Origin of the sequence: Aequorivita echinoideorum, from assembly GCF_018476645.1 — a bacterium.
GTDB classification, from domain to species: domain Bacteria; phylum Bacteroidota; class Bacteroidia; order Flavobacteriales; family Flavobacteriaceae; genus Aequorivita; species Aequorivita echinoideorum.
Genome location: NZ_JAHCTB010000019.1, coordinates 1 through 2,343 on the forward strand (window position 1 = coordinate 1; position 2,343 = coordinate 2,343).

The 2,343-nt window shown below is 50.5% G+C and carries 2 tRNA genes and 1 rRNA gene; all 3 read right to left on the bottom strand.

The annotated features are described in order from the left end of the window. Window positions 1-13: 13 nt before the first annotated feature. Window positions 14-90, bottom strand: a tRNA-Ala gene (locus KIV10_RS13795). 155 nt (window positions 91-245) lie between these two features. Beyond that, window positions 246-319: transfer RNA gene (locus KIV10_RS13800), tRNA-Ile, on the bottom strand. 162 nt (window positions 320-481) lie between these two features. Next, window positions 482-1,999, bottom strand: a 16S ribosomal RNA gene (locus tag KIV10_RS13805). Window positions 2,000-2,343: the final 344 nt, after the last annotated feature.

Sequence of the window (2,343 nt, forward strand, 5' to 3'; positions counted from 1 at the left end):
CGGTTGTTGTCCCTGGTGGAGAATATCGGAGTCGAACCGATGACCTCCTGCGTGCAAGGCAGGCGCTCTAGCCAGCTGAGCTAATCCCCCGTCTTTCAGTGATCAGTTAACAGTTATCAGTTAACAGTACTTATAACGGCCTACCCAACCTCTAAAATTTCCTTTCAATATGTGTTTATGAACTTATATTCCCGAAGAAATATTTTTTCAAGCTCCGATCTCGACCTCTGCCTCGATTTCGGCTGTAGTCCCAGGCAGACTCGAACTGCCGACCTCTACATTATCAGTGTAGCGCTCTAACCAGCTGAGCTATGGGACTCTAAAAAAGCCTCCAATGTTCAGTATTCAGTTATCAGTTTTGATATGCTGACACCGTACCTGTTGACTATAATATTACAAAATTGACAGCTAAACCAAGCAAGACCCCTCTTCTTTCATATAAGAGCCTTCTCTTGTTGAATTTTCGGTCGTCTTTCTCTAGAAAGGAGGTGTTCCAGCCGCACCTTCCGGTACGGCTACCTTGTTACGACTTAGCCCCAGTTACCAGCTTCACCCTAGGCCGCTCCTCGCGGTGACGGACTTCAGGTGCTTCCGGCTTCCATGGCTTGACGGGCGGTGTGTACAAGGCCCGGGAACGTATTCACCGGATCATGGCTGATATCCGATTACTAGCGATTCCAGCTTCACGGGGTCGAGTTGCAGACCCCGATCCGAACTGAGACAGGTTTTGTGGATTCGCTCCGCCTTGCGGCGTGGCTGCCCATTGTACCTGCCATTGTAGCACGTGTGTGGCCCAGGACGTAAGGGCCGTGATGATTTGACGTCATCCCCACCTTCCTCGCGGTTTGCACCGGCAGTCTCGCTAGAGTTCCCATCTTTACATGCTGGCAACTAGCGACAGGGGTTGCGCTCGTTATAGGACTTAACCTGACACCTCACGGCACGAGCTGACGACAACCATGCAGCACCTTGCAGTCTGTCCGAAGAAGGATCTGTTTCCAGACCTGTCAGACTACATTTAAGCCCTGGTAAGGTTCCTCGCGTATCATCGAATTAAACCACATGCTCCACCGCTTGTGCGGGCCCCCGTCAATTCCTTTGAGTTTCATTCTTGCGAACGTACTCCCCAGGTGGGATACTTATCACTTTCGCTTGGCCACCCAGTGTTGCCACCGGACAGCTAGTATCCATCGTTTACGGCGTGGACTACCAGGGTATCTAATCCTGTTCGCTCCCCACGCTTTCGTCCATCAGCGTCAATGCAATGTTAGTGACCTGCCTTCGCAATCGGTATTCTATGTAATATCTAAGCATTTCACCGCTACACTACATATTCTAGCCACTTCACATTGATTCAAGGCGACCAGTATCAATGGCAATTCCACGGTTGAGCCGCGGGATTTCACCACTGACTTAGACGCCCGCCTACGGACCCTTTAAACCCAATGATTCCGGATAACGCTCGGATCCTCCGTATTACCGCGGCTGCTGGCACGGAGTTAGCCGATCCTTATTCGTACGGTACCGTCAAGCCCCCTCACGAGGGGGTGTTTCTTCCCGTAAAAAAGCAGTTTACAACCCATAGGGCAGTCTTCCTGCACGCGGCATGGCTGGATCAGGCTCCCGCCCATTGTCCAATATTCCTCACTGCTGCCTCCCGTAGGAGTCTGGTCCGTGTCTCAGTACCAGTGTGGGGGATCCCCCTCTCAGGGCCCCTACCCATCGCGGCCTTGGTGCGCCGTTACCGCACCAACTAGCTAATGGGACGCATGCTCATCTTGTACCGATAAATCTTTACCATACCTCAAATGCTCTCAATATGGGCTATGGGGCATTAATCCAAGTTTCCCTGGGCTATTCCCCTGTACAAGGCAGATTGCATACGCGTTACGCACCCGTGCGCCGGTCTCAAGGGTGCAAGCACCCTCTACCCCTCGACTTGCATGTGTTAGGCCTGCCGCTAGCGTTCATCCTGAGCCAGGATCAAACTCTTCATCGTATAATCTTCAATAATATTGCGACCATACACCAAAAGAGCCCGACTCTCAAAAAAAAATCCCGGGATTCTCACTTAGTTTAGTTTTCTAATGTCGGCCGATACCCATAAGGTGCCGGCCTACGCTGTCAATTCCAATATCTCAATGAACTTTTGTCTCTCTCGACCCGCCCGCGAACCCGTGTTCTGTAGTCACTCGTTCGCTAAGCGGGTGCAAATATAAAACTCTTTTTCTATCCCGCAATACCTTTTTAATAAAATATTCCAAAAAATTTCAAGAGCCTCCCGCGTCAAGCAAAAAACAGCTATCTGTTTTTCTAAGCGGTTGCAAATATAGAACGGATTTT